Genomic DNA, 25612 nt, shown 5'->3' on the forward strand with positions numbered 1-25612 from the left:
GGAACCACCGTGGCACTGCTCGGCAAGAACCTGCTGGATGAACCGGCTCCCACCTACCTGGAGGAGAACTCGGAGCTCGTGGCCCGCTTCGACGCGGGCGACGAGGCCGAGGACCTCGCCGCCGCGTTCCCCAAGGAGCAGCTGCCGTGGGCCATCCTCGCGGAGGACGCGCTCGCGGACGGCCGCACCCTGGAGGGCTACGCGTACGCGCGCGTGGGCTACCACCGCGGCCTGGACGCACTGCGCGGCCACGGCTGGAAGGGTCACGGCCCCGTGCCGTACTCCCACGAGGCGAACCGCGGGTTCCTGCGCGCCCTGGCCGCGCTCGGCCGTGCCGCCGCGCAGATCGGCGAGATGGACGAGGCCGCGCGGATCGAGAAGTTCCTGGACGACTCCGATCCGCAGGCCGCCACGCAGGTCGAGGCTCACTGAGGTCAGCGCCCGCGGGAACGCGCGGCTCCGAGGACCCGTCCCTCCAGGGGGCGGGTCCCCGGTCACATTGCCCGTTCCCCTGTCCCGGGGGCGGCGAGGACGGGCACAATGAGGGCACAGCCGGGGCTCACCGCCGAGCCTGAGCGCATCCCCTCCGGACGGCGCGTCCCACGAGAGGAGCATGCCGCCATGAGAATCTCCGTACCCCGCGAGATCAAGCCCGAGGAGGCCCGCGTGGGCCTCACGCCCACCATGGTCACCGCGCTGGTCGCCCGGCACCACGAGGTCTTCGTGGAGGAGGCCGCGGGCCTGGGAGCGGGATTTGCCGACGACGACTACCGCGCCGCCGGTGCGCACGTCACCTCCCAGGAGGAGACCTGGGCGCAGGCCGAGCTGATCGTGAAGGTCAAGGAGCCCGTGGGCACCGAGTACCGCTTCCTCCGCCCGGGCCTCACGCTCTTCACGTATCTGCACCTGGCTGCGAGCCGGGGGCTGACGGAGGCCATGCTGGAAAGCGGCGTCACCGGCATCGCGTACGAGACCGTGCGCGTGGGCCGGGTGCTTCCCCTGCTGCGTCCGATGTCCGAGATCGCGGGGCGCCTGGCGATCGCGAACGCCGCCCACCACCTTCAGTTCCACGCAGGTGGCCCCGGGATCCTGCTGGGCCGTGTCCCCGGCGTGGTGCCGTCCACCGTGCTGGTGGTCGGCGGCGGAACCGTGGGTGAGCACGCCGCACGGGCCGCGGTCGGTGCCGGGGCGGACGTCACGATCCTGGAGGCGAACGGGGACAGGCTCCGGCAGCTGGACACGCTCTTCCCGACCGCACGCGTGCTGATGAGTGACACCCACCGGATCGAAGAGGAACTTCCCCGCGCGGACGTGGTGGTCGGCTCCGTCCTCATCCCCGGGGCCGCGGCTCCCAAGCTCGTGCGGCGCGAGCACCTGGCACTGCTCAAGCCCCACGCGCTGCTGGTGGACGTGGCCGTGGACCAGGGCGGTTGCTTCGAGACCACGCGCCCCACCACCTACCACGACCCCGTGTATTCGGTGGACGGCATCCGCCACTACTGCGTGGCCAACCTCCCGGGTGCGGTGCCGGTGACCGCAACGCAGGCGCTGACCCACGCGACCACGCCGTACGTGATGGGGCTCGCCGGTGGAGTCGACGCCGCCCTTGCCACCGACGCCGCCCTGGCCGCCGGGCTCTCGACCCGTGCGGGGCAGCTGTGCTCACCGGGTGTCGCGGCGGCCTTCCCAGACCTGCCCGCGGCGCTGTGACGGCACGAGCACGAGGTGGGCGGTGCACGGCATAACGGAATGACCGCACGACCGCAGTGACGACGCGAGGAAGTCCCCGGTCCGCGGACCGGGGGCTTCCTCGCGTCCCGCCCGTGCGGAGCGGTTCAGGCGCGTGGCGGACAAGCCGCGCCGGGGCTCAGACCAGGGGAGCGGCGTCGTCGTGCGCGGCACCGTCACGCGAGGCACCGGAACGACGGCGCTCGCCGTCGTCGCCCCGGATGAGGAGCTTGCAGGCCAGCGCGATCAGGCAGACCAGCACGAACGTGGCGATGAACTGCAGGCGCACCGAGGGGTCCAGCAGACCGAGCACCACGATGGCCGCGAGCAGCGCCAGCGCGAAGTAGGACAACCACGGGAACGCCCACATCTTCAGCGGGGAGGACACCCCGGCGCGGTCCGCGCGGCGGCGCAGGATGATCTGCGAGACCAGGGCCACGCCCCACACCACCAGGCACGTGGAGCCGATGACGTTGAGCATCACGTTCAGCACCGTCTCCGGCCACACGTAGTTCAGGACCACGGCGATGAACCCGAAGACCACGGAGGCCACCACGGCGGCCCGCGGCACGCCGCGCTCGCTGGTGCGGCCCAGGGCGCGGGGTGCGGAGCCGCGGCGGGCCAGGGAGAAGAGCATGCGCGAGCTGCCGTAGATGTTGGCGTTCAGGGCGGAGAGCAGCGCCAGGATGATCACCACGGTCATCAGGACGTCCGCGCCGGGAATGCCCGCCTCGGTGAGGACCGCGACGAACGGGCTGGAGGACAGGCCCTCGTTGTTCCACGGCAGCACCAGGACCATGACCGTCACGGAGCCCACGTAGAAGATGAGGATGCGCACCAGGATGGTGCGGATGGCGCGGGCCACGTTGGTCTGCGGGTCCTCGGTCTCGGCGGCGGCAATGGTCACGAGCTCCGTGCCGCCGAAGGCGAAGACCACCACGAGCAGCGCGGCGGCCACGCCCGTGAGCCCGTTGGGCATGAACCCGCCGTGCTCCGTGAGGTTCGACAGTCCCGGGCTCGGGGCGGGAAGCACGTTCAGCAGCATGAGCACGCCCACCACCAGGAAACCCACCACGGCGGCCACCTTGAGCAGGGCGAACCAGAACTCCGTCTCGCCCAGCGTACCCACGCGCACCAGGTTGATGACGGTGAACGCCACCATGAAGACCAGCGCCCACACCCACTGGGGCAGCCCCGGCCACATCTCCGTGACCAGCTGGGCCGCGGCGGTGGCCTCAGCGGCCACCACCACCACGATCTGCGCCCACCACAGCCACCCGAGGGCACGGCCCATGGTCGGTCCCATGGCCTTTCCGGCATACGTGGAGAACGCCCCGGAGGACGGGTCCGCCGCGGCCATCTCGCCCAGCGCCCGCATCACGAGCACCAGCAGCGTGCAGGCCACCAGGTAGGAGATCAGCACCGCGGGCCCGGCCGTCTTGACGGCCGCACCCGTGCCCACGAACAGCCCCGTGCCGATCGCCGAACCCAGCGCCATCATCACCAGGTGGCGGGGCTTGAGGTAGCTGCTCTGCGCCGGCTGCGACGGCGCCTGCGGGGAGTGCTCGCGGTTCCCGCCGTGGATCACGCTCGACGAGCTGCGCGGCGCGGGCGAGGGATCCTGGGGTGAGCACGGGGAGGTCATGGGAGAAGAGGTTACCGGGCCCGCGGGTAGCCTGCGTTCATGCGCACCCTCCTGAAGGACCACCGCCGTGTTGTGGCCTCCCGCAAGCCGCCGATCTACCTGATCTCCTGGGCGGGCTACCCGAACTTCGGGGACGAGCTGATCGCGGCGGCGTGGGTCAATCACCTTGCGAAGGTCGCGCCCACCACGGATGTGTGGCTGGACGTGCGCGAGCCGGGAACCGCCACCGCCCTGCTGCGCGGGCTGCACCCCCGCCTGCACGTGGTGAACACTCTCTTCCGCGCAATGCACGAGATGGACCACGGCTCCGGGCGCTCCATGCAGAGTCTGATCGCGGACCTCGGCTCGCCCAAGTACGACGCCGGGCTGCTCGCCCTGCGCGAAGCAGCCACCGTGCACCTGCTGGGCGGCGGGGTGCTGCACCAGGACTGGATCGAGAACTTCCGGATCGTGGAGGCCATGCGTGCGGTGCGCAAGCTCACCGGTGCGCGGCTGTTCGCCACGGGGCAGGGGCTCATGCCCTTCGCCGGGGACACCCTCGCGGACCTGGACCACCTCAGTGTGCGGGACCGCCCGAGTGCCGAGGCCGCCGGTGTGCCTCTGGGGTTCGACGACGCGTTCCTCCTGGCCGAGGACCCGCGCCACGCCCGAGCGCTCGGGCTCCGGGCCGGGCAGAAGGGCGAGGGAGCGGCAACCGCGGTCACCCCGAGCGAAGTGGTGGTGTGCGTGCAGTCGGACACCCTCGCGGAGGGGGCGTTCGAGCGGATGCTGGACTACACCCGGGCCCAGCTGCGGCGTTGGGACCTGCCGCGCGAGTCAGTGCGCTACCTGGAGGCGATCCCCGGGGAGGACCACCTGGGCTGGGAGCGGCTGCGCGACGTCGTCGCCCCCGAGGGGTTCATCCCGTTCCAGGCTGCGTGGGACGGCGAGTTCAGCTTCGGCCCGCACCAGGTGTGGCTCACCACCCGCTTCCACCACCACCTCACGGCCGCACTGCACGGAGCCAGGGGCGTGGCGCTCAGTGGCAAACCCGGGTACTACGACATCAAGCACCAGTCCGTGGTGGACGTGGGCTCCCGCTGGAACCTGGTCCACGCGGGCGGGGACGCAGGTAGGTGCGCGGAGACCGTAGGCCTCGAGCAGCTGGCGGCGCCGGGGAGTTTCGGTGAGGCCGTGGCCGTCAAGCGGGACGAGGCGGCCCTCCTGTACGGGCGGTAGACCGGGCCCGTTCCCAGCGCAGTGGCCCGGGCTGTGGGGTCGACCAGGACGTGGGCCCGCAGATCCACCGCAGGACCCGGCCGCAAGCCGCCACATGCCGTCGGGCATGGGAAGGGCCCGTGGCTCCCACACGGTGTGGGTGCCACGGGCCCTCGTCCTGGGGCGGTCTGCCGACGCGTCGGAGACCTGCCCGGGACCAGATCCCTACTTCAGCTGGTCGTAGCGGAAGAGGAAGGCGGCCATCTGGTCACGCTGCACGGCCTGGCCCGGGCGGAAGGTGCCGTCTGCCCAGCCCTTGGCGATGCCCTGCCCGTTCATCCAGGAGATCTCCTTGTAGAAGACGTCCGTGGTGCGCACGTCCTTGAAGGGGGAGACCTTCGGGGCCGTGTAGGAGGGTGAGCCCGCCATCCGGTAGAAGAAGGCCGCCATCTGCTCACGGCTGATCTTCTGGGTGGGGCGGAACGTCCCATCGGACCAACCCTTGGTGATGCCCTGCTCGCTCAGCCAGGAGATCTCCTTGTAGAAGACGTGGTTGGTGGGCACGTCCTTGAAGGGAGACTTCGTGGGAGGCGTGTACTGCGGGGAACCGGCCATCCGGTAGAGGAACGCGGCCATCTGGTCACGCTGCACGGGCTGGGTGGGGCGGAAGGTGCCGTCCGGCCAGCCCTTGGTGATGCCCTTGCTGGCCAGCCAGGAGATCTCCGAGTGGAACACGTAGTTCTTCGGCACGTCCTTGAACATCGGATCCTGCGTCCCGGGGACCGACGCCGCGGGCTGGACCCGCTTGACGTCGGCCTTCGCGCCGTCCTCACCCTTGTGGATGCCGGAGAGGTCCCCGGTGCCGTTGTGCAGGTGCAGGAACAGTGCCTCGCCCTCGGCCTTGTCCGAACCGCGGTGCGCGGTCAGCTTCTTGCCGGGCAGGTCCGTGAACAGCGAGTTGTTGAACTTCTCCCCGCGGAACGAGACGGTCGGGGCCACCGGGTTGAACGAGATCGTCTCGGTCTGGTCCACCGCGCCGTCGATGTTCGCGGAGTAGGTGGAGACCTGGTAGTTCAGCCTGGTGCCGCTCTTGGTGGGGTCGATGCCCAGCTTCGCGGTGCTCACGGGCAGGACCACGGCGTTGGTGTCGAAGGTGTTCGTGTCCGTGTCACCCCAGGAGCCATTCACCGGCTGGCGGTCGATCACCTTCAGCTCGCCGTTGACGTAGCCGTAGAGGTTCGCCACCGGGTAGTCCAGGCCGTCCGCTCGGCCCAGGGCCACGTAGTGGTCGGCCCGGCCGTTGCCGGTGCTGTCGATGGCGATCTGGATCTCGGCGTCCGGCTTCATGGTGCTGGCGTTGCCCCAGCTGGAGACACCGAAGTTCACCAGGCCGTCCCTGGCGGCGTCCCCCTTGTCAGCCTTCAGCTGCGGGAGATTTGAGGACGCGCCCACGTACTGCAGGTCTGCGAACTGGGAGTTGCCGCCGGCCAGCTTGGTGGACGCCAGACGGTCGGACTTCGCACCCAGCTCGAAGGCGCCGACGGCGGACTTCCAGCCGCCCTGGTCCACTCCGGTTCCGGTCAGGGGGACGGTGGCGTCACCCTGCTTGTCCCACTGGTTCAGTGCGGCGCCGTCCACGCGCATGTCTGCCACGGGCTTCGGGGCGATCGAGACCGGGACGCGCATGTCCTGGCCCTTCTCGCTCAGCACCAGGCGGCCGGACTCGGTGGCCAGGAACTGACGGGCGAGACCCAGCTGGGTCACGGCCTCCGAGGGGTCGTGGGTCTTCTCCAGCTTCGCCCGGTCCACGGTGGCGGTCACCTTGACGGTGGTCTTGCCGCCCTTGGGCACGGTGACCGAGGCCGGTGCGGTGATGCTCACGCCCGGGACCTCGGTGGAGGGGTCGAAGCGCACCTGGTAGGTGTGCGCGGCCCCGCCGGTGTTGTCCACCACGAGCTCACGGGAGAAGGTGTCCCTCGCGTTCCTGATCTCGGTGACCCCGAAGGTCGAGGAGACCACGGACGTGTCCGCCTTGTCGTAGACCATGACGTCCTGGTTCACGGCGCGCAGCGCATCCACGCGGCCCGAGCCCACGCGGTCCACCGCGGAGGTCTTGCCGTTCGCCGCGTGGACGTCGTGAACCGCCGAGTTCATGATGGCGGACTTGATGTTCTGCGGGCTGTAGTTCTGGTGCTTCTGCTGCACCAGGGCGGCGATGCCGGCCACGTGCGGGGTGGCCATGGACGTGCCCGTCTTGACCGAGACACCGTTGCCCATGGACACGCCGGCCGAGCCGATGTTGGTGCCGGGAGCCGCGACGTCCGGCTTGAGCACGCCGTTGCTGCCGTGCTGGCCGCGGGACGTGGAGTCGTTGACCTGGTCCTTGGAACCGGTGTCCGTCCTGGCTGCGCCGATCCACTCCGGGGCCAGCTTGATCTTCGCCCCGCCGGTCTGCACTGCGGGCTTGATCTTGTCCACGGACTTCTTGCCCATCAGCAGACCCGGGATCTTGGCGTTGCCGGCGATCGCAGAGGGGTCCACCGCGTAGTCGGACTCGAGCACCACGCCCTTGCCCCCGGCGGCCGCCACGTTGTCGAAGCGCACCTTCGAGCCGCAGGGGAACGGGCCGTTGTCCTCCCAGTCGAGCATGACCCACTTGCCCGCGAAGTTCTGCGAGAACGGGGTGCAGCCGAACTTGTTGTCCGCGGGGGCCGCCACGATGTCACCCTGCAGGTCCTCGGGCTTCGCGCCGGAGTAGTCGTAGCTGCCGCTGTAGGAACCGGTCAGCTCACCCTTGGCGCTGTCCGGGGAGAGCGCCTGCGCCTTGTCCTGGGCCGCCGTGCTGCCCTGTGAGTTGGCCACGGTCAGGGCGGAGCGGGCGCTGCCCGGGGAGCCGGAGATCTCGTGGAAGTCCCCGGCGTTGCCCGCGGCGATCACGGAGAGGATGCCCTGCCGTGACAGGGCGTCGATCAGGTCGTTCTGGGGATCGTCCGCCGGGCCGAAGTCGGAGCCCAGGGACATGTTGACGATGTCCGCCTTGTCCGAGAAGTCCCCGTCCATGTTGGGGTCCAGGGTGCGGTCCAGCGCGTTGATCGTGAGGTTTGTGGAGCCCTCGCAGCCGAAGACGCGGAAGCTCATCAGCTGGGCCTCGGGCGCGGTGCCCGGGCCGATCTTCATCTTCTTGACCTGGTCCTCGGTCAGCTTGGTGAAGTCGCCCTTGAAGGTCTTGCCGTCCGCGCCGACGCCGTAGCCGGCCGTGGTGCCTGCCACGTGCGTTCCGTGTCCACCCGCCTCGCAGTCCAGCGGGTTGGAGTCCGGCTTCGGCACGCTGCCGGCCACGCGGGCGTCGTAGGAGTCGCCAGCGAGGTCGTAGCCGCCCACGAACTTCTTGGGGTCGTACAGGTCGGAGTCCTTGCCCGGCAGCTCGGTCGAGGCCTTGGCCTTCTTGTAGCCGTCCGTGGTGCCTGGGCCGCCGAAGTCCGCGTGGGTGTAGTCCAGGCCGGAGTCGATGACCGCGACCTTCACGTCCTTGCCCGTCTGGCCGGTCTGGGACCACGAGTTCAGGGCGTTGGTGTCCACCACGGAGCCGGCGTTGCTGCGGTACTGGGGGGTGATCTTTGAGATCTTGACGACCTCGGAGCGCTTGGCGAGATCCCGCAGCTGGGCGGCGTCGCCCTGCAGGGCCACGCCGCGCAGGGCGTTGGCGGTCGTGTAGAGCAGGTCGGAACTGGATTCGGAGGCCAGGGATGATGCGGCGCTCTGAACCGACTGGCGGATGGCCTGCACCTGCGCCGCGGCCTGCACCGGATCCTGGGTGCCGGTGCGCACGCCCTCCGGCTGGGTGGCCTCGAAGGCGCTCGGGCCCTGGAGCTGGACGAAGACGGCTACCTGGCCCTCGGCGTCCTTGAGGTCCGAGCTGATCAGGCGGTCCGGGCCCTGGGGGTTGAGGTCGTCCGCGGGGGCGCCCGGGGGGACCTCGACGGCGCTCGCCGGCAGCACTGTGCCCAGGGCCAGTGTCAGGCCGAGGGCCGTGGCCAGGCAGGTCTTGGCGGCTCTGCCACGACCTGCCCCTGTCTCATGATTCATGGTGTGTTCCTTTGCCCGTCGAGTAATGCAGTCAGACGCATCACAGTGTCCCCAAGAGTGCGCTCTGACATGCGCAAAAGCAACGATTTCGTCCAAATTCCCTGTGTCGACACTGATTGCGACCTGTGTGACGCCGTTCATCGCCCGGTCTCAACCGCTGTTCCGGCCCGACCGGCCTCCGGAGGGCTTGGCCGGGTAGACTGGGCTGCTGGTTCCTCCGGCCGTCGGGCCACACCCGGATAGAGAGTGTTTCCATGCCAGCAATCGTGATAGTCGGCGCCCAGTGGGGCGATGAAGGCAAGGGCAAGGCCACGGATCTCCTGGGCGGCCGCGTGGACTACGTGGTCAAGCCCAACGGTGGCAACAACGCCGGCCACACCGTGGTGGTGGGCGGTGAGAAGTTCGAGCTCAAGCTCCTTCCCGCGGGCATCCTGAGCCCCAACGCGACCTCCGTGATCGGCAACGGCGTGGTCATCAACCCGCAGGCCCTCTTCGAGGAGATCGACGGTCTGGAAGCACGCGGTGCGGACACCTCCCACCTGCGCATCTCGGCGAACGCCCACCTGGTGGCGCCATACCACCAGACGCTCGACCAGGTCACGGAGCGGTTCCTGGGCAAGCGCGCCATCGGGACCACCGGCCGTGGCATCGGCCCGTCCTACATCGACAAGGTGGGCCGGCTGGGCATCCGGGTGCAGGACCTCCTGGACGAGTCCATCCTGCGGCAGAAGATCGAAGGCGCCCTGCGGCAGAAGAACGAGCTGCTGGTCAAGCTCTACAACCGCCGCGCGTTCGAGGTGGACGAGATCGCGGACTACTTCATGGGTTTCGCGGAGCGTATCGAACCCATGATCGTGGACGCCACGCGCATGCTCAACGAGGCCCTGGACCGTGACGAGGTGGTGCTCATGGAGGGCGGCCAGGCCACGTTCCTGGACGTGGACCACGGCACCTACCCCTTCGTGACCTCATCCAATCCCACGGCCGGCGGCGCGTGCGTCGGGTCCGGCGTGGGCCCCACGCGGATCACCCGGGTGATCGGCATCCAGAAGGCGTACACCACACGCGTGGGCGCCGGTCCGTTCCCCACCGAGCTCTTCGACGAGATGGGCGAGCGGTTGCGGACCACGGGCGGCGAGTTCGGGGTCAACACGGGCCGCCCACGCCGCACGGGCTGGTACGACGCCGTGATGGCCCGCCAGGCCGCGCGCATCAACGGCTTCACGGACCTGTTCATCACCAAGCTGGACGTGCTGACCGGGATCCCGCAGATCCCCGTGTGCGTGGCCTACGAGGTGGACGGCCAGCGCTTCGACGAGATGCCCATGACCCAGTCGGACTTCCACCACGCCAAGCCGGTCTACGAAATGTTCCCCGGCTGGAAGGAAGACATCACCGGCGCGCGCACCCTCGAGGACCTGCCGCGCAACGCCCAGGACTACGTGGCCGCACTGGAAGACCTCTCCGGGTGCCGGATCTCCGCCATCGGCGTGGGACCGGATCGCGACGACACCATCGTCGTTCGGGACCTGATCTCGGACTGAACGGCCGAAGTCGCCTTGCCCGGTGCCAGGGTCCCGGGTGCACGGCGACCCCTGCCAGTGCAGGATTCTGACAGGTGGGGGTTCCCGGCGGATGCAGGATCCCGGTAGCCACTGATTTCCCATGCACACAGCTCCGCCCCGGTTCCCACGGAACCGGGGCGGAGATGTGTGCGAGGTGCGTGGGCGGCGGCGTCCATGACGGGGGACGACGCCGCCGGGCGGCTCAGTGGTGCGCCGGGGAGACGTCCGCGGTGCGCAGGTCCACGGGCTCGTCCTTGGTGACCAGCTTGTGGCCGAGCCACAGGGCCAGGAAGATCGGCAGACCCAGGTAGGAGGACAGCAGGCTCAGGGGGTTGACGTCCCCAGCAGTGAAGAGGCTGTAGCCCTGCCCCACGATCACGACGGCGCACATGACAAGTGCGATCACGGGCCCCAGGGGAAAGAAGCTCGCCCGGTAGAGCAGGTTCTTCGGGTCCCCGCCCTGCAGCACGTACGCCTTGCGGAAGCGGTAGTGGCTCCAGGCAATGCCCATCCACACGATGAATCCGGCCAGGCCGGAGGCGTTGATGAGCCACACGTACGCCTCGCCCTCACCGATCAGGGTGGTGAGGAAGCAGAACATGCCGATCAGGGTGGTGGCAAGCAGCGCGTACATGGGTACGCCGCGGCGGTTGACCTTTGCCAGGAACCGCGGGGCCTTGCCGCTCTTCGCAAGAGCGTAGAGCATGCGCGTGGAGGCATACAGGCCGGAGTTGCCCGCCGAGAGGATGGCCGTGAGGATCACCGCGTTCATGACGGAGGCCGCGGCCAGCACGCCCGCGTGCTCGAACACCAGGGTGAAGGGGGAGATGGAGACGTCCTGCACGTCGCTCGCGAGCAGGTGCGGATCGGTGTAGGGGATCAGGAAGCCGATCACCGTGATGGCACCGATGTAGAAGAGCAGGATGCGCAGGAACACGGTGCGGATGGCCTTGGGGACCGTCTTGCCGGGGTTCTCGGCCTCGCCGGCGGCCACGCCCACGAGCTCCGTGCCCTGAAAGGAGAAGCCCGCGACCATGAAGATGGCCATGATGCCCGTGAAGCCGTTGACGAACGGCGCCTCGCCCGCGGTCCAGTTGTGGAAGCCGGGGGAGGGCCCGCCCAGGATGCCCAGGATCATGAGCACGCCCAGCACCAGGAAGATCACCACCGTGATGACCTTGATGAGGGAGAACCAGAACTCGCCCTCGCCGTACGCGCGGGCGCTGAGGGCGTTGAGGGTGAAGAGGATGACCAGGAACAGTGCGGACCAGATCCACGCGGGGGTGTCCGGGAACCAGTAGCGCATCACGAGTGCTGCGGCCACGAGCTCCGCGGCCACGGTGATCGCCCAGTTGTACCAGTAGTTCCAGCCGATGGCGAAGCCGAACGAGCGGCTGATGTAGCGGGTGGAGTACTCCTCGAAGGAGCCGGCCACGGGCAGGTGCGTGGCCATCTCGCCGAGGGACTGCATGAGCAGCCACACCATGAAGCCGATGGCCGCGTAGGCCACGAGCGCGCCGCCCGGGCCTGCGGTGTTGATCGAGTTGCCGGAGGCCACGAACAGGCCGGTGCCGATGGCCCCGCCCATGGCGATCATGGTCAGGTGGCGGGGCTTCAGGGTGCGGTGCAGGGAGCCGTCGGCCGGCTCATCCTGCCCGGTGCGCGGAGTATCTGGGTGGTGGGAATCGTGCGGGGCGGTCGGTGCGGGGACCGCCTGGCTGTTTCCCCCACCGGTCGAGGATGAGGCCACTGGGTACTCCCAAAAGTGTTGGTCCGGTGCCGGCGCAGGAGGCGCGACGGCTGACCGCTATTATGCGGCGTCAGCCGATTCCGTGGCCCGTTCCCACGCCCGGGTGGGCGGAAGTGTCTACAACTCGTCAGAAAACAAGGATGGTGACGAGGCCCAGCGCCCCGAGCACCACGCACGCCCCGGCCGTCAGGCCCACGGCCACCGCGTCCGGGGTGAGCCGCTCCCCGGCGATCCCGGTGGTGGCGCGGCGGTAGCGACGTCGCTGTGTCGCGTAGATCCCGCCCGCCAGGCACAGGGCCACAGCGAGCAGGCAGAGCACGAAGACACCGTGGGTGGGCAGCCAGCGCAGGTAGATGGCGGCCGCGGTGCACAGGGTCATCATGGTGCGGCCCCACGCCAGCGCGGTCCGCTCGGGCTGCAGCCCCGGGTCCTCGTGGGGGCAGGGCACGGAAGCGGGTGCGGCTCTCACCGGGTCAGCACCACCGCCACGAGGACGCCGGACGCAATCGCCCCGCCCACGGCCACGAGAGGTGCGATCAGCGGCAGCGGAAGGGGCGCCCCGTGGCGCATCGAGCGTTCCACGTTGAGCCAGCGAACGGCCGAGCCCGCACTGAGAAGCATGCCGAGCAGTAGCAGGACCACGGCCAGAAGCTTCCGCACGACCAGGTCGAAGACGTCACCCGTGAATGCCTCCACGGCTATGCCTCCGGCCAGGAACGCGAGCGAAGTGCGGATCCAGGCGAGGAACGTGCGCTCGTTGGCCAGGGTGAACCGCGGGTCCGGTTCCGTGCCGCCGCGCAGGAGCCGTTCGCTGACGGTTCCACGACGACGTCGCGCGGCAGGGTCTTCGGGGCGGGTCACGGTTCTCCTCGGGCTGGATGGGTGCGGCCACTCCCACCGATGGTATGCCGCGCCGTGCACGTGCGGGGCGGCGGAGAGGGTTATTGCCGGGGGTGTGACCCGTGCGACAGGATGGTCGTGTTCGCACATTGTCAAGGCACGGAGGTCAGATCGTGACTACGAGCAACCAGCCCGCAGCAGGGGGTCAGCCCTCCGCGGATCGGCCCCAGGCGCGCGCCCAGGACGAGGCGAGCCGTGGCCAGAGGTACTCCGGCGGCACGGGGCGAGGCCACGACACCGACGGCCAGAACGCCCCCGCCCGCAACAACGACGCACACGGGCGAGGGGCCATGACCGCGCCGACCAACTCGTACCAGCCCTACGCCCAGCCCACGGGCCGGTGGGAGTACGTCCCCGGCAGTCCGGAGGACGCCCAGCGGCAGCAGCAGGTGCTCAAGAGCACGGACGCCTCACTGGTCCTGGGCATCCTCGGCGTCACGGTGCTGCCCATCCTGGCCCCGTTCGCGGTGTGGCAGGCGTCCAAGGCGGAGAAGCTCGGCGGCCGCGCGACGGCGGGCAAGATCCTCGGCTGGGTGGGGGTGGCCCTGCTGATCCTGGTGGTGCTGTGGGTGATCTTCCTCATGGCCATCTGGGGGTTCGCGATGTCCGAGATGCAGGACCAGTTCAACAGCTCGAACGTCTGACCGGCGGCTCACGCACCGCACGGCAGTGGCCGGCACCCTCCTGGACGGAGAGTGCCGGCCACTGCCGTGTGCGAGGTGGCGCGGGTGTCACCAGATGCGCACGCGCTCCTCCTCCGGAAGCCACATGGCGTCCGTGTCCGTGACGTCGAACGCGTCGTAAAACGCGTCCACGTTGCGGGGCGTCTGGCTCGCGCGGAACTCCGCGGGGGAGTGCGGGTCGGTGGCGATCCGCGTGCGCAACGCCTCGTCGCGGGACTTCTCCTGCCACACGTAGCCCCACGAGATGAACAGCCGCTGCGCCGGGGTGTACCCGTCGATGCTCTCGGTGTCCGGGGTCCCCTTCTTCTCCTGAGCCGTCTTCCATGCCTTGTGGGCAATGGACAGGCCGCCCAGGTCACCGATGTTCTCGCCCAGGGTGAGCTCGCCGTTGAGGTGCGGAGCGTCGTCGCCGTCGAACTGTGCCGGGGACAGCGCCGCGTACTGGCTCACCAGCCGGGCCGTGCGCTCTTCGAACGCGCTGCGGTCCGCGTCCGTCCACCAGTTGCGAAGCTTTCCCTCGCCGTCGCACGTGGAGCCCTTGTCGTCGAAGCCGTGGCCGATCTCGTGGCCGATCACCGATCCGATGCCACCGTAGTTGACGGCGTCGTCCGCGTCCTCGTTGAAGAAGGGGGGCTGCAGGATGGCGGCCGGGAACACGATCTCGTTGCGCAGCGGGTGGTAGTACGCGTTGACCGTCTGCGGAGTCATCAGCCACTCGTGCCTCTCCACCGGCTTGCCAGCCTTGCGCGCGAGCTCGGCCACCCCGAACTGGGCTGTGCGCACCACGTTGCCCACGAGGTCGTCCCCGCGGATCTCCAGCGCCGAGTAGTCCTTCCACTTCTCCGGGAAGCCGATCTTGGGGGTGAAGCCGGAGAGCTTGCGAAGGGCCTCCGCGCGGGTCTCCTCGGTCATCCAGTCGAGCGTCTCGATGGAGTCGCGGTAGGCCTCCAGCAGATTGGCCACCAGCTCGTCCATGCGGGCCTTGGCGGTGGGGGAGAAGTTCTCCGCCACGTACAGCTTGCCCACGGCCTCGCCCAGCGCGCCGTTGACCAGCGCGACGCCGCGCTTCCAGCGCTCGCGCAGCTGCGGGGTGCCGGACAGCGCCGTGCCGTAGAACGCGAAGTTCTCCGCCACGAACGCCTCGGGCAGGTAGGCCGCGCGCGCGGAGACCACGTTCCAGCGGGCCCAGGACTTCCACGCCTCGAGCTCGTCCTGCGTGAGCAGACCGTCCAGGCCGGTGAAGAAGCTCGGCTGCGCGTTGACCACCGTGCTCAGGTGCTCCGGGGACAGCCCCACACCCTCCAGCACGGCGTCCCAGTCCAGGTTCTGCACCTGCCCGGCGAGCTCATGGAAACTCATGGGGTTGTACATCTTCGTCAGGTCCCGGACGGTCACCTTGTCCCAGTGGTGGGAGGCGATGCGCGTCTCCAGGTCCATGACCGCGCGAGCCTGCTGCGCGGCGTCGTCGTACCCCGCGAGCTCCAGCATCTTCTGGACGTGCGCCACGTACTTCTCGCGCAGGGACGCGTACTGCTCCTCGCGGTAGTACTCCTCATCCGGCAGTCCCAGCCCAGCCTGCCCCACGAACACGAGGTTGCGCTGCGGGTCCCCCGGGTCCGAGTCCAGGTCGATGTCCAGCGCGGCACCCACGCCACGGCGCATGGCCGTGCCGAACCAGCGGGAGAGCGCCTGCGGCGAGTCGATCGCGGCCACGGCATCCAGGTCCTCGCGCAGCGGCTCCGTGCCGAGCGCCTCGATGCGCCCGGTGTCCATGAAGGACGCGAACAGCAGCGCGATCTTCGTCTCCGCGCTCTGTTCCGCGGACGACGCCGCCTGCTCGCCGTCCGCATTCGCACCCGTGATGATCTCGCGCACCGCCCGCTCTGCCTTGTCGCGCAGCTCGATGAACGCGCCCGTGCTGGGCTTGTCGTCCGGAATCTCCGCGGTGCGCAGCCAGGCACCGTTGACGTGGCGGAAGAGGTCGTCCTGCGGGCGGACCGAGCGGTCGAAGCCTTCGAGGTCAAATACGGAAGTGGTCATGGTGCACACGCTAACGACCCCAGCGCCGCGGCTCCACGGTCCGGCGGAGCCTTTTTCGGACAGCTAAACGAGGCGCGACCGGGGCCCCGGGGCACGATCCGCGCCCCGTTCTGCCCCCACCCCTCGAACAAAGTGCAGCTTGTGACGTTTCGCGGCCTGGTTTCGTCACAACCTGCACAAAATCCGGGGTGGTGGGCGGACAGGGCCGGGCACGGGGGAGGAGAAAGGCGGGATGCGCCGTTCACGACGCCGCCGCCCCGGGACCCTGCCCCTGCCACCCGTGTCACCCCTGCAAAAACTGAGCAAACGCACTCTGGGGCCCTCGATCGTGCGTTTGCTCCGTTAAAGATCGCACCGCGGGACCGGGTGCCGCGCCTCCCTGCGCGCCGCGGGGCGCAGGGCACCCCGGCTAGAGTTCCCACCACGGCACACAGTCGTGGGCTGTGGTGCCCCCCAGCGACCCGGTGAGGAGAGGCCGATGGCTGAGAACGAGGGCGACACCCGGATGGGCGTGTGGATCGTGGCGTGGTCAGTGTGCACCGCTCTGCTCCTGTGGCTAATCGCGAGCTTCACGGAGCTGCCATGGGGGATCACGGTGTTCATGGTGCTGCTGCCGCTGGTACTGGGGCCCTCGCGTCCCTGGTGAGACGACGGCGCGTGACGGCCGCCCACGGAGAGTACGAGATCGAGACGCAGGCGGCGCGCAGCGAGGCGAGCCTCCTCGTCCCGGCAAGCCCGGAGGCGGTGAGGGAGGCTGTTCGCCACGCTGCCACGGGGCAGTTCCAGCTGGTCGACGAGCAGGGGGAGAAGCTGACCCTGCTGCGCCGTATGAACCTGGCGACCTGGGGCATGACTCTTCGCGTGATGGTGACGTCCACAGCGGAGGGAACCCGGATCCACGCTTTCGAGGAGCCCAGACTGGGGACCACGATCTTCGACTGGGGCCAGGGCAGACGGGACATCGTGCACCTCTTTGAACGGATCGAGGAACACCTCACGGGCCCCGTCCTGGAGGACTAGAGGAACTGCCGGTAGCTGCGCACGCAGTGCCGCGCGATCTGGCCGACGATCCTGTTGGACACCGCGATCTGCCGTTCGCGGCGCACGGAACGGGTCAGGACCGCCACCGCGATGGACTTCTCCCCGGGGTGGGAGATCACGCCGGCCTCGTGGCACAGCGCCCCGAACGATCCCGTCTTCGCGGCGACACCGGCCCCGGGGTAGGAGAAGGCCTCCGCGAACCGGTGGCCCCAGGCCTGCTGCGACATCACCTCGCGCATGAACGCGCACTGCGCAGTCGACGCGGCCCGGTCCTGCCAGATGGCGCACAGCAGCGCCACCAGGTCCGAGGCGGTGGTTGCGGAGACGAGCAGCGGGTCGTACCCGACGGGGTCGGGCACCAGGTAGGGATCCTGCGCCTGCTCCGTGCCCACAGACACTGCCTGCTCAGGGACGGCGTCGGGTGCGGGTCCCGGGCGGACGACGGTGCTGGACAGGCCCATTTCCCGCAGCACGTCCCGGACGCGGGCGTGGCCGACCTCGCGCAGCACGGCCTGCCCGGCGGCGTTGTCGGAGACGGTCATCATCAGCCGCACCAGGTCCCGCCAGGAGATCCGTACCGGGTCCTGGCAGATCGCGAGTCCCGTGGGGCCGTCCGCCCTGTCCTCGGGTCGGAGGGTCACGAGCGCCGTCGGGTCCAGGTCGCCGCGGTCCACCGCGCGGCAGAAGGCCACCATGACCACGAGCTTGTACAGCGACGCCGCCGGGAACGCCTCGTCCGCCCGCCACCCGAACGCGGGCAGCTCGGGGGCGTCGATCACGCGCACGGCCACGGCGCCCGTCATGTCCGCGTCCCGCAGGATCCCGGTGACGTCCTGGGCAAGGCGGCCCAGCACGGCGTCGGCCGCGGGGCGCTCCCACATCTCAGCGCTCACCGTCGCCACACCTGCTCAGGCACGTCTGCAGCAGGCTCGCGGCCTCCCGGGCCGCCGGCTCCGCGTCCGGGTGGTGGAGCACCCGGAGCCTGAGCGGCAGGACCCCGTCCTCCAGCGGGATCCCGTCCACCCCGGGCGTCGAGTGCGGCACGAGGGCCGCGGCCCTCGCCACCCGGATCTCGGCGGCGAGCTGCAGCGGGTCCGCGACCTCCTTGAGCCGGGCGGCCACGCCCAGGGACTCGAGCTCCGCGGCCAGGACGTCGTGCGCGGCGGGGCCGTCCGTGCGCGGTGCGGTGAGGAGCACGGGGCCGACGGCGCGGCGCAGCGTGCGGCGCGAGACGGGCTTCTCCACGACGGCGGTCGTGACCAGATCCTGGGCGACGGCTACCACGGGCAGGGCCACGAGCTCGTCGGTCACGATCGGCGCGACCACCACGCCCACCGCCGTGGGGTCACCCCGCACCTCCCGCACGATCTCCGACGACGGTGCGCTCGCCCACCGCGCTCCGGTGAAGTCCGCCCCGGGCGAGAGCAGGCGGTTGCCCACCCATGCGGCGGGCACGGAGCGCGGCAGGAGCATCCGCACGGAGCGGTCCAGGAGGGCGACGTCCTCGCTCAGGGCGAGCACGCGCCGTCGTGCGGCCATCAGTTCCTGGGCCCGCGGGAGGAACGCCTGGCCGGCGGGGCTCAGGCTGACGCCCCGGGCGTGGCGCAGGAACAGGGTCTCGCCCACGGCGGACTCGAGCCTGCGGATGGTCTGCGACAGCGGTGGCTGCGACATGCCGAGCGTCTCGGCCGCCCGTCCGATGTGGCCCACTTCCGCAACCACCAGGAAGCACTCGACCCAGCGCAGCAGGTTGCCCGCCCGTCCCTGTTTCATATCTTCAAGCCTATGTCAGATGCCTTTTCAAAGTCTTGGACATATGGAACCTGCGTTCCCTACCGTGAACGAGTCATTGCACGAACCCCAGGACGGAAGTCTCACCATGCTCGATCCACTCGCTCGCCGCACGCGCCGTCGGACCCTGGTGCTCGGCGTCGTCGCCGCCCTCTCACTCAGCGGCTGCGCGGCGCTGCAGGACGACGGCGCCCGGTCCGCCGCGGACGACCTCGCCCGTGGCCTGCACTCGGAGGACGTCTCCGGCCTGGCGTTCTCGAACGGGCCGGGCGAGGAGGTGCAGACCGAGCTGGAGCGGATCCTGCGCACCACGGGAGGCATCGAACCGGACGTCACGGTCACGGGCACGGAGGTGGAGGGGGACACCGCACGGGCGGAGCTGTCATGGCGCTGGGACCTTCCCGCCACTGACGAGGACTGGACCTACAGCACGGACGTGGACCTCACCCGCTCCGACGGCGGGTGGCGGTCCACGTGGCAGCCGTCGGTCGTGGAGCCCGGGCTGAACGGGAACGAGGGGCTGCGCATCCGCACGGTCCAGCCGGAGCGCGGGGAGATCCTGGGCGCGAACGACGTGCCGCTGGCCATGTCGCAGCCCGTGCACCGCGTGGGCCTGGACCTCCGGAAAGTCCCGGCGGCCCAGCGTGCGGACGCGGCAACGGCCCTCGCGAAGGCGGTGGACATCGACGCCGAGACCTACCGGAAGGCGGTCGCGCAGGCGTCGGACGACGCGTGGGTCGAGGCCGTGACGCTGCGCGAGGAGGACTTCCGGGCCCTGGACGCGGCGCAGATGAAGAAGATCCCCGGCATGCAGGCCACGGAGGACACCCGGGTGCTCGGGCGGAGCAAGGGCTTTGCCGCCGAAACCCTCGGCTCGGTGGTCGAGGCCACGGCGGAGGACCTCGAGAACTCGGGCGGAGCACTCACCCGGGGCGCCTGGATCGGCCGCGGGGGTCTGCAGCAGGAGCACGAGGCGAGCCTGCGGGGCGCGCCGGGCGTCGTCGTCGACCGCGTGGGCGTGAACCCGGACGGCAGCCTGGAACCCGGGCGGGTCCACCAGCTCGTGGCGCACGCCCCGCGCGCGGGCGAGGACCTGCACACCACCCTGGACGCCACCCTGCAGGAGGCCGCGCAGCGCGCGCTGGAGGACGTGGACTCGCCGTCGTCCGTGGTGCTCGTGCGCCCCTCCGACGGCGCCGTCCTGGCAGTCGCCAACGGAGCCGGGTCGAAGGGGTACCCCACGGCGACGCTCGGGCAGTACGCCCCAGGCTCCACCTTCAAGATCGCCACATCCCTGGCCATGCTGCGCCAGGGGGACACCCCGGACACCACCGTGGACTGCCCTCACACCTACGCCGCGGAGGGCACGAGCGTGGCGAACTTCTCCGGCTATCCGCGGCAGTTCGAGGGGCGGGTCCCGCTGCGCCAGGCGATCGCCCACTCGTGCAACACGGCGTTCGCGGCCCAGCACGGGCGGATCTCGCAGCCAGAGCTCGCCGACGCCGCGGAGTCCCTGGGCGTGGGCGTGGACATGGCGCCCGGCATGCCGGTGTTCTCCGGCAGCATCCCGTCCGAGGAGCCGGCCGGTGAGCACGTGGCCGCCATGTTCGGGCAGGGGCGGACCCTCGTGTCCCCCTTCGGAATGGCGCGGTTCGTCGCCAGCGTGCAGGCCGGGAAGCTCGTGCAGCCCACGCTCCTTGCGGGCGACGACGCCGCGCACCACGCCGCGCACGACGACGACGCCGCCGCGGCACCGGCTCGGCGCGTGCCCCTGACCTCCGGGGAGTCCGCCGGGCTCCACACGCTGATGCGCGAGGTCGTGGCCAGCGGCCACCTGGAGGACCTCGGTTCCCTGTCCCCGGACACCGCCATCGGCAAGACCGGCACCGCCGAGTACGGCAACGAGGACCCGCCCCGCACCCACTCGTGGGTGATCGCCGGGCACGAGGACCTCGCCGCCGCGGTGTTCGTGGAGGACGGGAACCTCGGCTCGATCACCGGCACCCCGATCATGCTGGACGTGCTGCGGGCCGCGCAGGGGTCGTGAGGGGAAGCACCCGGTGCACATCAAGTGCAGCTTGTGACGTTTCGCGGCCTGGTTTCGTCACAACCTGCACAAGATCCGGGGTAGTGGGCAGGCAGGGATGGGCGCCGGGGAGGAGGAAGGCGGCATGCGCCATTCACGACGACGCCGCGGCGCCCTGTCTCGTGGGCACGCGAGGGCACCAGCGTGCCAGGATGAACCAGGAATGAGCACGGCGGCACGAGGGAGCTGAAGCGCATGGGCGCGAGCGCAGTGGTCGGGGGCCTGGTCTCCGTGATCGGGCTGGGCCTGGTCATGGGGTTCTCGCCCACCATCTACGCGCTCGTGCTGCGGATCCTCACTCAAAGCACTCGGCCCGGGCGTCCGGTGCACTTCCTGACCCTGGGGATGGTGCTCGGGACTACGCTTCTGCTGCTCGTCTTCCGCACGGTGGACCCGCAGACTCTGACCGCGCTGCTGGAGGACCGCACCAAGGGGCTGCTGGTGCGCCGCAGCGTGGACCTCACCGCCGGGGTTCTCCTGGCAGTGCTGGCGCTCGTCGAGCTCGTCCGCTGGCGCACCCGGCCCCGCAGGCCACACCGCGCGCCGAGGTCCGAGGTGCTGGACTCGTCCCGGCACATGGTTGCCCTCGGATTCCTCAACACCGTGGTGGGGATGAGCGGCCCGGCGACCATGTACATCGCTGGCCGTCTCTTCACCGGGCTGACGCACCACGTGGTGGGGCAGCTGGCGTTCTTCACCATCTTCCTGGTGGCCGTGGTGGGCCCCTACTGGCTCCTCACCTGGGCGTGGGAGAAGGTCCCCGCCCTCTCGCGCACCGTGGAACGGATCACCCGCTGGGTGGCCGCCCAGGACCCGCAGCCCGTCCTGACCGTGGGCCTTGCGGCAGCCGCGGCGGTGTTCCTCACCATGGGCATCCGGGGCTGAGCCAGCGCACTCGGGCCGCCCCAGCGTCGTCGTGCCGCTCAGCCGTCCCGGGAGGATACGCCCGAAATCTTCCCGCCCCGGCTCTCACGGTCTGCCCGCCCCCGTGCTCTGCCCGCCTCCTGGTGCCTCAACGGAGCAAACGCGCATTGGGCGGTCGATTTCTGCGCTGACGGAGCAAACGCGGAAGCTGGGAGGGGAGCTGGGGCTGCGTCCTGTCTGCCCTGCGGTTGCAACAACGGAGCAAACGCAGAGGGACAGGGTGACAGAAGGGGCAGAGGGGGAGCAGCGGAGCGGGGTCAGTCCCTGCCCGTGAAGGTTGGCTTGCGCTTCTCCTGGAAGGCCTTGAAGCCCTCCCGGTAGTCGGCGGTGGCGGTCAGCACGGCCTGCACCGCGCTCTCACTCGCCAGGGAGTCCCAGAGGCCCGCGCGCTCGTCGCGGACCTGCGCCACGAGACGTTTGGAGGCCACGAAGGACTGGGTGGCACCTCGGGCGGCCTTCGCCATGCGCTCCTCGGTGAACGGGAGCAGCTCCTCCGCCGGCACCGCGCGCGAGAACAGCCCGGCGGTGACGGCCTCGGCGCCGCTCATCATCTCCCCGGTGTAGATCAGGTCCAGGGTGCGGTGCGCCCCGAGGCGCTCGGTGAACAGCGCGTGCCCCCCGGAGTCCAGGATGGCGCCAAGCGCGGCGAACGGTGAGCCGATCTTTGCGTCCTGCGCCACGTAGACCACGTCCGTGGCGATCGTCAGGCCCAGCCCCACACCCAGGCACGCACCCTGCACCGCGGCGAACGTAGGGGCGGGGAAGCTCGACATCTGCTGCATGAGGGGCAGCAGGGTCCCGGTGAGGTAGCCCTCGGCGTCGTCGGTCGCGGGGTCCACGGCTGAGATGTCGCGACCGGCGCAGAACACGCGGCCCTCACCCGTGAGCAGCAGCGCGCGGACCCCGGCGGCCTCGGCCTCCGTGTACGCGGCGGTGAGCTCCTGCAGGGCGCCGAGGTCCAGCGAGTTCCGCTTCTCGGGTGCATTGAGCACCACGCGGGCGATGTCATCCTCGATGGTCAGGTCGATCACGGTGTTCTCCTCGGGTTCGGGTCCACCGGGCGCAGTGTCGGCGGGAATCGGTGTGCTGCGGCGCCCGGGCGGACCGGCATGCCGTGCCAGCGACGGCGCGGCAGCCAGGTGCGTGGTGCCGCCGTGCGGAGCGCGGTCGTGCGATGTCGCGCGTTCGCCGCAAGCGGGCGCAGACGGCGATGACGCCGCCCGGGGCGGGTGCGGCGTCGTCGCCGTCCGGGTGGGTCAGGCGTCGAAGTCCACACTCAACCGGTCGGAGGTGGGGCGCGTCTGGCAGGTGAGGACGTATCCGGCGTCCAGTTCGTCCTTCTCGAGCGCGAAGTTCTCCTCCATCTCGAACTCGCCGGAGGTGACCTTGGCGCGGCACGTGCCGCACACCCCGCCGGCGCACGCGAAGGGGACGTCCGGGCGCACGCGCAGGGCGGCGTTGAGAACGGTCTCCGCGGCGGACTTGGGAGACTTCACCTGGGCGGAGGTGCCGTCCAGGTTGAAGATGATCTCGTAGTTCTCGCCCTTGGGGTCCGCCTTGACCACGCGGCCCTGCTGGCCCTGCGGGGTGGTGGGCTTGCCGGTGGTGAACAGCTCGAAGCGCACGCGGGACTCGTCCACGCCGCGCTCCTTGAGGACGTCCCGGCACAGCTGCACGAGTTCGAAGGGCCCGCACAGGAACCACTCGTCCGTGGAGTCCACCTGGACCACGTGGTCCAGCAGCTCCTCGAGCTTGTCGTGGTCGATCCGCCCGGACATCAGCGGCGAGATCCGCTGCTCCCGGGACAGCACGTGGTGCACGGCCAGGCGGGAGGGGTACTTGTCCTTGAGGTCGCCCAGCTCCGCCGCGAACATCACGTCCATGGACGAGCGGTTGGCGTAGATGACATCCATCGCGGCGGTGTCCGAGGCGCGCAACAGGGCGCGGGCGATCGCCATGATGGGGGTGATCCCGGAGCCGGCGGCGAACGCCACCAGGTGCACGTTGCGCTTCTTGGCCACCTCCCGCTCGGCGAGCTTCTCGGGGTCATTCATGGAGGTGATGTTGACCTTGGAGGTGAACGCGCCCTGCGGGTTCATCACGTCCAGGGTGTCTCCTGCGGCGAGCTGCTCGTTCGCCCACGTGGAGAACACGCCACCCATGTCCTTCTTGATGGCCACACGGATCTCACCCGGGGTGGGGTCCGCGCAGATCGAGTAGGAGCGGCGCACCTCGTGCCCGTTGATCTGCGCGCGGATGGCCACGTACTGCCCGGGCAGGTAGTTGTAGTCCGCCACGAGGTCCTCGGGGACCTCGAACGTGACCTCCACGGAGTCGGGGGTCAGCGTGCGCACCTCGGAGACCGCGAGGGTGTTGAACGTGGCGCGGCGCTTACCGTCACCCGCGCTGGCCTCGGTGGCGTCCTCCACGGCAGAGGTGTCCGGCGTTTCGCTCATGATCAGTGCACCTTGAAGTAGTCGAAGGGTTCTTTGCAGTCGTTGCAGACCCACAGGGCCTTGCAGGACGTGGACCCGAAACGGGTCATTTCGCGGGTGTCCAGGGAACTGCAGTGCGGGCACTTCACGGCCAGGCTCAGTCGCACCGGCCCGGAGTTGTGCCCGGCAGCGGTGCGCCCGGTGGGCGGGGCGATGCCGTACTCGCGCAGCTTGGCCTGGCCCCCGGGGGACATCCAGTCGGTGGTCCACGCCGGGCGCAGCACCTGCACCACGCGCACGTCCTCGTAGCCGGCGGCGGTGACCGCGGCTTCGAGATCCGCGGCCATGGTGTCCATGGCGGGGCAGCCCGAGTAGGTGGGGGTGATGACGACGACGTTCTCGTTCTCCCGCGCCACGGCGTCCCGCAGCACCCCGAGGTCCTCGAGCGTGAGCACCGGGATCTCCGGGTCGCACACGGTGGCGGCGACGTCCCACAGGGCGGCGTCGCGCGCATCGTCCGGGCGCCGGGACGGCCCCAGGGGGACCTCCCGGGGCGCCACGCCGCCCGTGGGCGGTAGCGAACGGGGCGGAACGCGGGAGAACACGGTGCTCACCACGTGGCGCCGGGATGCTGGCGGGCGAGCCACTGCATCTCGGCGAGGATGTACCCGCGGTACTCGGAGTAGGAGCCGTCACGTGGTGCGGCGGAGAGTCGGGCCTGGGCCACGTTCGGGACATCGAGCTCGGCCTCCGCCAGCAGGGCGGTGACGCGGTCCACGGTCCGCTCGCGCAGGCTGGAGGGCCGCACGGCGGTGCCCTCGAGCTCGTCGTGCAGGGGCTCGTCCGTGAACAGCTCGTCCAGGTAGGGCCACATGTAGTAGAGGCCCTCCTGGATGCGCCGCCTGGACTCCTCGGTTCCGAGGCCCAGGCGCAGGATCCACTGGGCGGCGTGGTCCTGGTGGTACTCGACCTCCTTCAGCGCCTTGTCCGCGATCGCGGCCAGGGTCTGGTCCGTGGAAGACTGCAGCGCCGAGTAGAGCTCGTACTGGTAGAAGGAGAACAGCAGCTGACGCGCGATGGTCTGACCGAAGTCCCCGTTCTCCTGCTCCACGAGGCGCACTGAGCGGAACTCCTCCTCGTTGCGGAAGTACGCGAGCTCGTCCTCGGTCTTGCCCCACGCGGAGCCCGCGTAGGTCAGCAGGAAGCGCGCGTGGCCGATGAGGTCCAGCGCGATGTTGCCGAGGGCGATGTCCTCCTCGAGCTCGGGGGCCCGGGAGATCCACCAGCCCAGGCGCTGGGACAGCATCAGGGCGTCGTCGCCGAGACGCAGAGCGTACTGGGCCACGGCCTCCGAGGCCTTGCCGCCGGTCTCCGCGATCTCCTCGGCGGTGATCGCGTCACCCGCGGACTGCTTGGTGGCGGAGTCGTGGGAGGCGAACGCGCTCACAGGTGCTTCACCCCTTCGCTCTTGGTGTAGTACGTGGCGTGGCGGTAGCTCTTGCCCTGCGCCGACTCGAAGTAGCCGCCCTTGGAGTCCGGATCCGAGGCCGTGATGGCGTCCGCGGGGACCACCCACACGCTCGTGCCCTCGTTGCGCCGGGTGTAGAGGTCACGCGCGTTGCGCACGGCCATGGTGGCGTCGGGGGCGTGCAGGGAGCCCGCGTGCACGTGGGACAGCCCGCGCGAAGAACGCACGAAGACCTCCCACAGGGGCCAGTTGCCGGTCTGGTTCTCACTCATG

Annotated in this window: 22 protein-coding genes; 9 read left to right on the top strand and 13 right to left on the bottom strand. The window is 70.1% G+C overall.

All coding sequences use genetic code 11. The features are described 5' to 3' along the window. The first annotated feature begins 9 nt into the window (after positions 1-9). Entirely contained in the window at positions 10-432 is a 423-nt protein-coding gene (locus ABD264_RS08355) for a DUF3151 domain-containing protein (RefSeq protein WP_303104809.1), read from the top strand. Positions 433-621: 189 nt separating this feature from the next. Continuing rightward, complete coding sequence (gene ald, locus ABD264_RS08360) at positions 622-1710, top strand: alanine dehydrogenase (RefSeq protein ID WP_144941258.1); 1089 nt, start codon at positions 622-624, stop codon at positions 1708-1710. A 157-nt stretch (positions 1711-1867) separates the two neighbouring features. Here the strand turns inward: ald and ABD264_RS08365 are convergent, their stop codons facing one another. Beyond that, positions 1868-3373 carry an amino acid permease gene (locus tag ABD264_RS08365; RefSeq protein ID WP_303104806.1) on the bottom strand — a complete coding sequence of 502 codons (1506 nt, stop codon included), beginning with the start codon at positions 3371-3373 and terminating at the stop codon, positions 1868-1870. A 39-nt stretch (positions 3374-3412) separates the two neighbouring features. On the opposite strand from ABD264_RS08365, the gene ABD264_RS08370 reads away from it, so the two are divergent. Continuing rightward, positions 3413-4591, top strand: coding sequence for a polysaccharide pyruvyl transferase family protein (locus ABD264_RS08370; RefSeq protein ID WP_303104804.1), 1179 nt, complete (start codon positions 3413-3415; stop codon positions 4589-4591). Between the two features lie 204 nt (positions 4592-4795). Here ABD264_RS08370 and ABD264_RS08375 read toward each other — a convergent pair whose 3' ends face one another. Next, positions 4796-8656, bottom strand: coding sequence for a S8 family serine peptidase (locus ABD264_RS08375; protein ID WP_344205433.1), 3861 nt, complete (start codon positions 8654-8656; stop codon positions 4796-4798). A 254-nt stretch (positions 8657-8910) separates the two neighbouring features. Between ABD264_RS08375 and ABD264_RS08380 the strand changes: the two genes are divergently transcribed. Continuing rightward, a complete protein-coding gene (locus ABD264_RS08380; protein WP_145011942.1) occupies positions 8911-10200 on the top strand; it encodes an adenylosuccinate synthase in 1290 nt (429 codons plus the stop codon). 223 nt (positions 10201-10423) lie between these two features. On the opposite strand, the gene ABD264_RS08385 is transcribed toward ABD264_RS08380, so the two are convergent. The 3 genes from ABD264_RS08385 to ABD264_RS08395 form a co-directional block, all read right to left on the bottom strand. Beyond that, entirely contained in the window at positions 10424-11971 is a 1548-nt protein-coding gene (locus ABD264_RS08385) for an amino acid permease (protein WP_126874216.1), read from the bottom strand. A 127-nt stretch (positions 11972-12098) separates the two neighbouring features. Next, the gene (locus ABD264_RS08390; protein WP_344205436.1) at positions 12099-12440 is read right to left on the bottom strand and encodes a DUF202 domain-containing protein; all 342 of its coding nucleotides are present in this window, start codon (positions 12438-12440) and stop codon (positions 12099-12101) included. Further along, entirely contained in the window at positions 12437-12832 is a 396-nt protein-coding gene (locus ABD264_RS08395) for a YidH family protein (RefSeq protein ID WP_238693896.1), read from the bottom strand. The genes ABD264_RS08390 and ABD264_RS08395 overlap by 4 nt, the downstream gene beginning before the upstream one ends. A gap of 152 nt (positions 12833-12984) precedes the next feature. On the opposite strand from ABD264_RS08395, the gene ABD264_RS08400 reads away from it, so the two are divergent. Beyond that, positions 12985-13515, top strand: coding sequence for a DUF4190 domain-containing protein (locus ABD264_RS08400; RefSeq protein WP_344205439.1), 531 nt, complete (start codon positions 12985-12987; stop codon positions 13513-13515). 87 nt (positions 13516-13602) lie between these two features. Here ABD264_RS08400 and ABD264_RS08405 read toward each other — a convergent pair whose 3' ends face one another. Next, a complete protein-coding gene (locus ABD264_RS08405; protein WP_344205440.1) occupies positions 13603-15594 on the bottom strand; it encodes a M13 family metallopeptidase in 1992 nt (663 codons plus the stop codon). A 478-nt stretch (positions 15595-16072) separates the two neighbouring features. On the opposite strand from ABD264_RS08405, the gene ABD264_RS08410 reads away from it, so the two are divergent. After that, positions 16073-16240: a hypothetical protein gene (locus ABD264_RS08410; protein ID WP_153245893.1), complete on the top strand. Its 168-nt coding sequence runs from the start codon at positions 16073-16075 to the stop codon at positions 16238-16240. An 11-nt stretch (positions 16241-16251) separates the two neighbouring features. Beyond that, positions 16252-16614, top strand: a complete 363-nt coding sequence (locus tag ABD264_RS08415) for a hypothetical protein (RefSeq protein WP_094393155.1) — start codon at positions 16252-16254, stop codon at positions 16612-16614. Here the strand turns inward: ABD264_RS08415 and ABD264_RS08420 are convergent. Both ABD264_RS08420 and ABD264_RS08425 read right to left on the bottom strand, forming a co-directional pair. Further along, positions 16611-17528, bottom strand: a complete 918-nt coding sequence (locus tag ABD264_RS08420) for a serine hydrolase (protein ID WP_144066398.1) — start codon at positions 17526-17528, stop codon at positions 16611-16613. The two genes, ABD264_RS08415 and ABD264_RS08420, sit on opposite strands and share 4 nt — an antisense overlap. Beyond that, positions 17518-18408: a LysR family transcriptional regulator gene (locus ABD264_RS08425; protein ID WP_344205445.1), complete on the bottom strand. Its 891-nt coding sequence runs from the start codon at positions 18406-18408 to the stop codon at positions 17518-17520. The genes ABD264_RS08420 and ABD264_RS08425 overlap by 11 nt, the downstream gene beginning before the upstream one ends. A 106-nt stretch (positions 18409-18514) precedes the next feature. On the opposite strand from ABD264_RS08425, the gene ABD264_RS08430 reads away from it, so the two are divergent. Both ABD264_RS08430 and ABD264_RS08435 read left to right on the top strand, forming a co-directional pair. Beyond that, positions 18515-20473: a penicillin-binding transpeptidase domain-containing protein gene (locus ABD264_RS08430; protein WP_303104785.1), complete on the top strand. Its 1959-nt coding sequence runs from the start codon at positions 18515-18517 to the stop codon at positions 20471-20473. Positions 20474-20707: 234 nt separating this feature from the next. After that, positions 20708-21397: a hypothetical protein gene (locus ABD264_RS08435; RefSeq protein ID WP_344205447.1), complete on the top strand. Its 690-nt coding sequence runs from the start codon at positions 20708-20710 to the stop codon at positions 21395-21397. A gap of 296 nt (positions 21398-21693) precedes the next feature. Here the strand turns inward: ABD264_RS08435 and ABD264_RS08440 are convergent, their stop codons facing one another. From ABD264_RS08440 to paaB, 5 genes are all read right to left on the bottom strand, one after another. Continuing rightward, entirely contained in the window at positions 21694-22467 is a 774-nt protein-coding gene (locus ABD264_RS08440; RefSeq protein ID WP_344205449.1) for an enoyl-CoA hydratase/isomerase family protein, read from the bottom strand. Positions 22468-22692: 225 nt separating this feature from the next. After that, entirely contained in the window at positions 22693-23892 is a 1200-nt protein-coding gene (gene paaE, locus ABD264_RS08445; RefSeq protein WP_344205451.1) for a 1,2-phenylacetyl-CoA epoxidase subunit PaaE, read from the bottom strand. A 2-nt stretch (positions 23893-23894) separates the two neighbouring features. Then, on the bottom strand, positions 23895-24476 hold the full coding sequence (gene paaD, locus ABD264_RS08450; RefSeq protein WP_425554306.1) for a 1,2-phenylacetyl-CoA epoxidase subunit PaaD: 582 nt from the start codon (positions 24474-24476) through the stop codon (positions 23895-23897). A 5-nt stretch (positions 24477-24481) separates the two neighbouring features. Then, the gene (gene paaC / locus ABD264_RS08455) at positions 24482-25318 is read right to left on the bottom strand and encodes a 1,2-phenylacetyl-CoA epoxidase subunit PaaC (protein ID WP_344205454.1); all 837 of its coding nucleotides are present in this window, start codon (positions 25316-25318) and stop codon (positions 24482-24484) included. After that, positions 25315-25611: a 1,2-phenylacetyl-CoA epoxidase subunit PaaB gene (paaB, locus tag ABD264_RS08460; RefSeq protein ID WP_055082364.1), complete on the bottom strand. Its 297-nt coding sequence runs from the start codon at positions 25609-25611 to the stop codon at positions 25315-25317. The genes paaC and paaB overlap by 4 nt, the downstream gene beginning before the upstream one ends. Position 25612 lies beyond the last annotated feature (1 nt).

The organism is Kocuria salsicia (genome assembly GCF_039532055.1).
GTDB lineage: Bacteria > Actinomycetota > Actinomycetes > Actinomycetales > Micrococcaceae > Kocuria > Kocuria salsicia.

What these genes read in the sequence shown, in the direction of transcription:
- ABD264_RS08430 (WP_303104785.1), top strand. Translation starts at nt 18,515, where the DNA reads ATGCTCGATCCACTCGCTCGCCGCACGCGCCGTCGGACCCTGGTGCTC.
- ABD264_RS08365 (WP_303104806.1), bottom strand. Translation starts at nt 3,373, where the DNA reads ATGACCTCCCCGTGCTCACCCCAGGATCCCTCGCCCGCGCCGCGCAGC.
- paaB (WP_055082364.1), bottom strand. Translation starts at nt 25,611, where the DNA reads ATGAGTGAGAACCAGACCGGCAACTGGCCCCTGTGGGAGGTCTTCGTG.
- ABD264_RS08370 (WP_303104804.1), top strand. Translation starts at nt 3,413, where the DNA reads ATGCGCACCCTCCTGAAGGACCACCGCCGTGTTGTGGCCTCCCGCAAG.
- ABD264_RS08435 (WP_344205447.1), top strand. Translation starts at nt 20,708, where the DNA reads ATGGGCGCGAGCGCAGTGGTCGGGGGCCTGGTCTCCGTGATCGGGCTG.
- ABD264_RS08375 (WP_344205433.1), bottom strand. Translation starts at nt 8,656, where the DNA reads ATGAATCATGAGACAGGGGCAGGTCGTGGCAGAGCCGCCAAGACCTGC.
- ald (WP_144941258.1), top strand. Translation starts at nt 622, where the DNA reads ATGAGAATCTCCGTACCCCGCGAGATCAAGCCCGAGGAGGCCCGCGTG.
- ABD264_RS08405 (WP_344205440.1), bottom strand. Translation starts at nt 15,594, where the DNA reads ATGACCACTTCCGTATTTGACCTCGAAGGCTTCGACCGCTCGGTCCGC.
- ABD264_RS08410 (WP_153245893.1), top strand. Translation starts at nt 16,073, where the DNA reads ATGGCTGAGAACGAGGGCGACACCCGGATGGGCGTGTGGATCGTGGCG.
- ABD264_RS08380 (WP_145011942.1), top strand. Translation starts at nt 8,911, where the DNA reads ATGCCAGCAATCGTGATAGTCGGCGCCCAGTGGGGCGATGAAGGCAAG.
- ABD264_RS08425 (WP_344205445.1), bottom strand. Translation starts at nt 18,408, where the DNA reads ATGAAACAGGGACGGGCGGGCAACCTGCTGCGCTGGGTCGAGTGCTTC.
- paaE (WP_344205451.1), bottom strand. Translation starts at nt 23,892, where the DNA reads ATGAGCGAAACGCCGGACACCTCTGCCGTGGAGGACGCCACCGAGGCC.